Annotated in this window: 2 protein-coding genes, 3 tRNA genes and 2 pseudogenes; 1 reads left to right on the top strand and 6 read right to left on the bottom strand. The window is 67.2% G+C overall.

Going from position 1 to position 6,616, the window contains the following annotated elements:
• A pseudogene (locus OVY01_RS14345) lies at nt 1-213 on the top strand (GTP-binding protein); the annotation flags it as partial.
• Here the strand turns inward: OVY01_RS14345 and OVY01_RS14340 are convergent.
• The 6 genes and pseudogenes from OVY01_RS14340 to OVY01_RS14315 all read right to left on the bottom strand — a co-directional run.
• A pseudogene (locus tag OVY01_RS14340) lies at nt 205-579 on the bottom strand (GTP-binding protein); the annotation flags it as partial. The pseudogenes OVY01_RS14345 and OVY01_RS14340 sit on opposite strands and share 9 nt — an antisense overlap.
• 66 nt (nt 580-645) lie before the next feature.
• A tRNA-Thr gene (locus tag OVY01_RS14335) sits at nt 646-720 on the bottom strand.
• 25 nt (nt 721-745) lie between these two features.
• A tRNA-Gly gene (locus tag OVY01_RS14330) sits at nt 746-819 on the bottom strand.
• Between the two features lie 95 nt (nt 820-914).
• Nucleotides 915-1,000: transfer RNA gene (locus OVY01_RS14325), tRNA-Tyr, on the bottom strand.
• A 186-nt stretch (nt 1,001-1,186) separates the two neighbouring features.
• Complete coding sequence (gene tssA, locus OVY01_RS14320; protein ID WP_267848273.1) at nt 1,187-2,329, bottom strand: type VI secretion system protein TssA; 1,143 nt, start codon at nt 2,327-2,329, stop codon at nt 1,187-1,189.
• Nucleotides 2,326-6,579 carry a type VI secretion system protein gene (locus OVY01_RS14315; protein WP_267848272.1) on the bottom strand — a complete coding sequence of 1,418 codons (4,254 nt, stop codon included), beginning with the start codon at nt 6,577-6,579 and terminating at the stop codon, nt 2,326-2,328. The genes tssA and OVY01_RS14315 overlap by 4 nt, the downstream gene beginning before the upstream one ends.
• Between the last annotated feature and the right edge of the window lie 37 nt (nt 6,580-6,616).

Genomic DNA, 6,616 nt, shown 5'->3' with positions numbered 1-6,616 from the left:
CAATCGCAACGGTGTTGTCGGCGAAGTTCGGCGGCGAAGCGAAGGGCTATGCGGACATCGACGCGGCGCCGGAAGAAAAGGCGCGCGGCATCACGATCAACACCGCGCACGTGGAATACGAAACGGCGGCACGGCACTACGCGCACGTCGATTGCCCGGGCCACGCCGACTATGTGAAGAACATGATCACGGGCGCCGCGCAGATTGACGGGCCAGCAGGATGTGCTCGCGCGTTTGCGGCATCGGGCCGTCGGCGGCCGAACACACCAGGATCGCGCCGTCCATCTGCGCGGCGCCCGTGATCATGTTCTTCACATAGTCGGCGTGGCCCGGGCAATCGACGTGCGCGTAGTGCCGTGCCGCCGTTTCGTATTCCACGTGCGCGGTGTTGATCGTGATGCCGCGCGCCTTTTCTTCCGGCGCCGCGTCGATGTCCGCATAGCCCTTCGCTTCGCCGCCGAACTTCGCCGACAACACCGTTGCGATTGCCGCGGTCAGCGTGGTCTTGCCATGGTCGACGTGACCGATGGTACCGACGTTCACGTGCGGCTTGTTACGCTCAAACTTGCCTTTAGCCATTGTCGACTCCTAAACAGGACAATACATTCATTGCGCCGCGCGCAACCACACTGAGCAGCTGAAATTTGGTGCCCATGGGCAGGATCGAACTGCCGACCTCTCCCTTACCAAGGGAGTGCTCTGCCACTGAGCCACATGGGCGAAACCTTTACAACGCTTTGAAACCTGGAGCGGGTGAAGGGAATCGAACCCTCGTCATAAGCTTGGAAGGCTTCTGCTCTACCATTGAGCTACACCCGCACGAACCCGATTCGGATCTCGATTTCCTACTTTGCGGCCCGGCGAAGCGTGCCGTGGCAACGGACACACGCTTCGTCAAGCCAACTTCTGAATTCTGGTGGAGGAGGTTGGATTCGAACCAACGTAGGCGTAAGCCAACAGATTTACAGTCTGCCCCCTTTAGCCACTCGGGCACCCCTCCGCAGAGAATTGAAGATTATGGAGAAGAGTCGGACACGTGTCAACTGTTTTCAGCAAAGACGCTCAGGCCGACCGACGCGCTCCGGCGCCCTCTCCCTGCCCCGAAATGACTGCCGCCGGACGACGCGAAGGCATCATCCGACGGTGGGATACGATGACGGCCACGAAAACGAAAAAGCAACCGTATTCATTCGCGGTTGACGTCCAGGCCCAGCATCGCCGCGTACCACCGCATGCCACCGTCCTCGGACAACACCTCGTCCATGAGATCGCGCAGCGGCATGCGTCCCCATGCCAGGGCACGTTCGATCAAATAGGGCGTGGGACTGTGCGGCTCATGCTCGCGCAGGTACGCCGCCGATTTCGCCAGCAACGCGTAGGCTTCTTCGCGACTGGCGATTCCCGCGCGCGACGCCGGGGCGCGAGCGCCTGGCGTCTCCCCGGAAGCGACCTGACGGGAGTGCGAATCGGTCTTGGCGTTCTCCTCGCCGTTCTCCTCGCCGTTCTCCTCGCCGTTCTCCTCGTCGTTCTCCCGGTCGAACGGATCGGCGCTCCCACCCGCCGCGGGCGTTCGCCCATCGATCAGGCTGTCCGCCGCACGGTCTAGAGCGGACAGCCGGTCGACGACCGCGCTCAGACCGGGGCCATCGCCGTCCAGCACCTCGTCGAGACGCCGCGTGAAAAGCGCCCATCGATCGCACACTTCGGCGATGCCGCGCCGCAGGGCGATCAGCCCTTCCAGCCGGGCTCCGACGGCGCGCGCCGACAGGGTCGCCTGGTCGGGCCTTTCGCGCCCGGGCAGCGCGGGTTTTCCCATGATCAGGCGCTGCCAGTCGTCCAGGTTGAGCGCCGGCGCGTCGAGCTCATCGAATTCCAAAAGCGGGACATGCATCGTCACGGCAACGACCAACATGTCCCGCAACCACTCGACGATACCGAGGCGCGCATCGCCGTCCTCCTCGTGGGGCGGGTAGGCGTCCGCCCAGAAATGCGCCACCATGCCGTCGAACAGGTGCACGCCCGCGGACATCCCGCGGATGCCGTGCAGCCGGATCCAGGCTTCGCACAACCACGCCGCGATCTGCAAATCCTTGCTCTCGGATTGCAGGGCCGAAAGGCACAAGCGGACGACGAGGGGCCAATCCGCTTTCTTCAGGGGCCGCTCCCATTCGCCTTGTGGCACCGTCGCGTCGTCCTCCTGGCGCGCCTGGCGGATTTCCCGGTAGGTCGCCGAGTACCGCAGGGACATGCCGGCGCGCTGTTCGCCCGCGAGGGGAAGCAACGCGCGATCGATGTCGGCGTAAAAATGCTCCAACGGACGATCGCTCACCTGACAACCCTCTCATTTTTCCATGGGACCGCGGCGCTCGGGAATGGGCCCGGCCAACGCAGCAGCGACTTCTTCCCCGCGGGCGACAGCGACACACGGATGAATACCCTCGCGAAGGCGTCCTCGCGAGGCGCGCCATTCGCCGACGGCGACGCCAGCGGGAAATCGAATTTCAGCAAGATCGTCCGTTGACCGCCGGCGGCGTCGGCCTGCGGAACCCGATGCGCGGCAATGAACGTCAACAATGCCCAGGGATCGGAAAAGCGGAAAGACACCATGCGCCCATCCGTCGCGTAGTGCTTTCGACCGGCGTCGCCGGCGGCGGTCTGTGGCGCGTCCTTTGCCAGGCGCAGCGCAAGCACGACGGGCATGCCGGGCTGCCAGCGCACCGCACGCGGCGTGGCGCCGCTCTCCACGGTTTGCGAACCCGAGCGCAGCGACCAGCCGATGATCTGGTTACCGCCGATTTCCGCGCGCCGGTTGACGCGAAAATCGACGTTGACGTCATACCCCGCCGATACGTCGTCGCTGTCCGGATACAAAGGTGCGAGCAGCCGGGCCACGCCGGCGAATTGCGTCACGAACCGGTCCACGTCCCGCCCGCCGCCGGTGGCCGGCAGGCTGCCGTCCGGCCGCACGCCCAGCGCGCGCGACAGGGCCTCGAATTGCCGCAACGCCTCGCCAACCACCCGGTAATCGGTCGGGCCGCGATCGGTCGGGCCGCGATCGGTCGGGCCGCGATCGGTCGGGCCGCGATCGGTCGGGCCGCGATCGGTCGGGCCGCGATCGGTCGGGCCGCGATCGGTCGGGCCGCGCGGCGCGGCGTTCGGCCGCGCGAACGGCGACTGCCCCGCCAGATCGCGATCGAACATCGCGGCGAAGGACTGCCACGCCTGTTTCGCGGCCACGCCGTGCAGGGCCTTGCACGACGCCGCCAGTTGCCGGTGCAGCCGCCGGTGAATGCCGGCGAAATAATCGTCGCCGACCGCGGGCGGCGACGCGGCAAGTTTTTCGATGCACCGCTCGCCTGCCTGCGCCGGGCCCAGCGACACCACGAATTGTTCAAGCGCGAACAAGGTGCTGTTCGGACTGCTCAGCTTGTAACGCGTCAGATCGGCATCGATCGCCGCCCAGCGCCGCACCACCGGCATATCGGCGTCCTCGGGCGAAACGAACGGCAGGAAAACCGCCGCGCGCTGTCCCAGGGCCTGCACCCGCGCCGCCTGCCGCTGCACGTAGACGTTCACCGCCGCCGGGTCGCGGATGCCGAGCGCACGCGTCAGGAGCGGTTCGCCGCCGCGCGCGGACGGCGTCGGCGTATCGGCGACCCCATAGAGATCCGACCGCGCCAGCGCCGCATCCACCGCGCGCAGATGCTCGATGGCATCGGCGGACACCCGGCGTCGCAACGCGCTCGCCTGCTCCCGGCCATTCCATTCATCGAGCGCCGCGGCGATTTGATTGAGCCGCGCGCCGGCGGCGAGAAAGGCCGCGGGGTCGGCATTCGCCGCCGGCACGCCCATGCCTGCCGCGGCCATCGTCCGATCCTCGATCAGGGCCGAGAACTGCGCGTCGACGCCCGTCTCGAGGGCATCGCCGGCGCCGGGCGGGATTTGCGCCAGCGCCCCGTCCAGGAAGCGCTTACGGATGTCCCGGAGGGCAAGCGCATGGTCCAGTTGCCCGGCGTTCCAGACCAGGACTTCGCCCCGCGCCGGCGCGGGCACCGTCCGCACCTTGCGCGGCGCGAGCAGCGTCGGGTCGAGCAACTGCGCCAGCAGGTCGCGCAACGCGGTCCGCGCGGTGGACAACACGAACGTATCGGCTTTTTCATCCCACGCCATGGCGCCGCCCTGCCCCGCGAAGTGTTCGAAAAAGGCGCTGCGCGCGGCCTGTAACGCGAAATCCATGTCATTGCGCAGGCGGTCCGCGGCAGCTTGTCCGAGCAGGGGATTGCGGGCGACGCGCGCGAGCAGCCGTTCGTACGCCGGGCCGAATCCCGGTCCGTCCGGCAGCATCCAGGCGCCGGCATTGGTGGAGACGAGATGGCGCTCGGTTTCGATGGCATCGAAGATCGTCCGATAGACATCGGTGACGCTCGCCGCATCGCCCATGCGCAACGCCTGCAACCCACCGGCCAGACGACGTTCCGCCTCGTACAGCGGGTTGTTCTTGAAAAGACGCTCGGCCAGGTGCTTTTCGCCCCTGTTGAACGCGCAGCGCAGCGACTGCCGCACGGCGGGCGTGTCGACGCCGGCCACGAGGTCGGCGCCGTTCGCACGCCCATGGAAGAACGCCAGGCTTTCCGACAGATCGTTGTGCAAATCGACGTCGAATGCGTAACCGATCAGAAAATGGAGATCGTCCACGGTCGCGCTGACCCTGTCCTGCAGCCGCCGCAATGCGGAAAACGCCTGTTCCAGTTGATCGAGTTCGGCGACGTAGGCCTGCAGGGCGAGCATTTCCGGCTGCGCCGCTATCGCCAGACCGGCGTTCGCGCCCGTCGCCTCCCGCGGCGGCATGGGCGACTTGCACTCGCCGCCCGGCAGGATGTCGCCCGTGCCAGGCTCGGTGTCGCCACCGGTCAGTCGTGCCACGCGCGCCATCAGTTCGCGGTGCAGGGCCGGCGCGGCGATACTCTCGAACACGCGCTGCAGGCGTTCGCGAAGACGCGATTCCAGCCGGTCGAAAACCTCCCAGGACCCCGGCATCGACACCGTGGTCACCCACGACGGTCCGAGCGTGGCATTCATGCGCAGCAGGTCCACCAGCTTCGCGCGGTGCCATGCCGGGTCCATCCGCCGGCCCTGTTTCGCGGCAGTGCGCTGGGTGAGTTCGTCGTGCGCCAGTTGCGTGAGCGCCTGCGCCCACTCGCGGCTGCGTTCGGCATTCTGTCGGGTAGCGAAAACCAGCGCGACGGCCCACCCGCCCAGCAGGACGACCGTCGCGCCGCGCACCGTGCTGCGCACCAGCGGCCGCCTGAGCCGCTGCGTGCGGGAAGGCTGCGTCAGCCCGTATTCGAGAAAGATCTTTCGCTCGAACAGATCGCGCAGGAAGACCGGCCGGGGCGTGGGGGCGCTGCCCAGCAGTTCTTCATCCGACGCCGCGGCACGTACCGGGATGTCGAAAAACGCCGGTTCGCCGTCGCCCGGGACGGCGGGAATGTCCTCGTCCGGTTCGCGGTCCCGGTGCGCCGTCCGGTCCGCGGCGGGAAAGCCGGAGCGGGAATCCAGACCTGGACCTTCGTCCGACAGCGGCAGATGGAACGACTCGGCGTTGTCGCCCGTCAGGTAGATGCCGCGCAGCAAAAACGGTTCGTGATAACCGCTGGGCCGCATCAATTCGTCGACGAAGAACTGCATCTGCTCGCGCATCGCGTCGAGGCGGGCCGGCAGCGTCAGCAGCGCGGCGGCATCCTCGCCCCCCGTTCCCAGCGCGAACCGTTCCGCGTTGGTGTCCGACACCGTCTGCAGGATCGCGGCCAGCGCCGCCCCGACCCATTCCGATTGATAGTTGATCGAGGGGTCGAACGGCGACGACCAGCCGAGCATGCCGCCACGCATGTCTTCCGGCACATTCCGGGAAAACGCCTGGAATCCGGCCACCCGCTCGCAATCGGTCACGACCACGTACGTGGCGAAGCGCATCGCGAACCGGTTTTGCGCGAGCCACAGGCGCCGGTGGGCACGCGCCGCGCGCTGCGTGAGTTCAAGGCGGGATTCGGCCGACGGATCGAGCAGAAGCGGCGCCGGCAGCGTGATCACCAGCGCATCGAACGGGCGCTGCGGACGATAACGATGGCACAGACCGAGAAATTCCTCCCAGGGTTTTTCCGCGTCGACGGTCCCGTCCGACAGGCCGAGAAATGCCGCACGCAGATCGATCACCACGCCGCTGCCGAAGAATTGCCAGTCCACGCCCTGCACCGCGCTCGGCGCCGCAGTGGATTCGCTCAACACCGCGGCGATGCCCGCCGCCGGCAACGGCAGGCTCCGATCCCGGGCCGACTCGTTGAGCACCAGCACCCACGGCACCCGATAGCGCTCGCCGCGCGACGCGATATTCGCTTCGATCAGCCGCGTCGCGCGTCGAAACGACTGACGCAGGGAATCATGACGCCAGCGCGCCAGCGGCGATGGCGGGCGGCGCGCATCCCTCGCGCCCCGCGCCGCGAAGTAGAGCGTCACCGCGAGCGCGGCGACGAGCACCAGCGCCAGCACGACGCTCAGCAACAGCAAGAGGTTTTCATTCATGCGTTTCGCGATTCCGGGTAGACGTCCAGCGCGCGTT

This window comes from Robbsia betulipollinis (assembly GCF_026624755.1).
Lineage (GTDB): Bacteria > Pseudomonadota > Gammaproteobacteria > Burkholderiales > Burkholderiaceae > Robbsia > Robbsia betulipollinis.
This window is presented reverse-complemented; position numbering and strand designations above follow the sequence as displayed.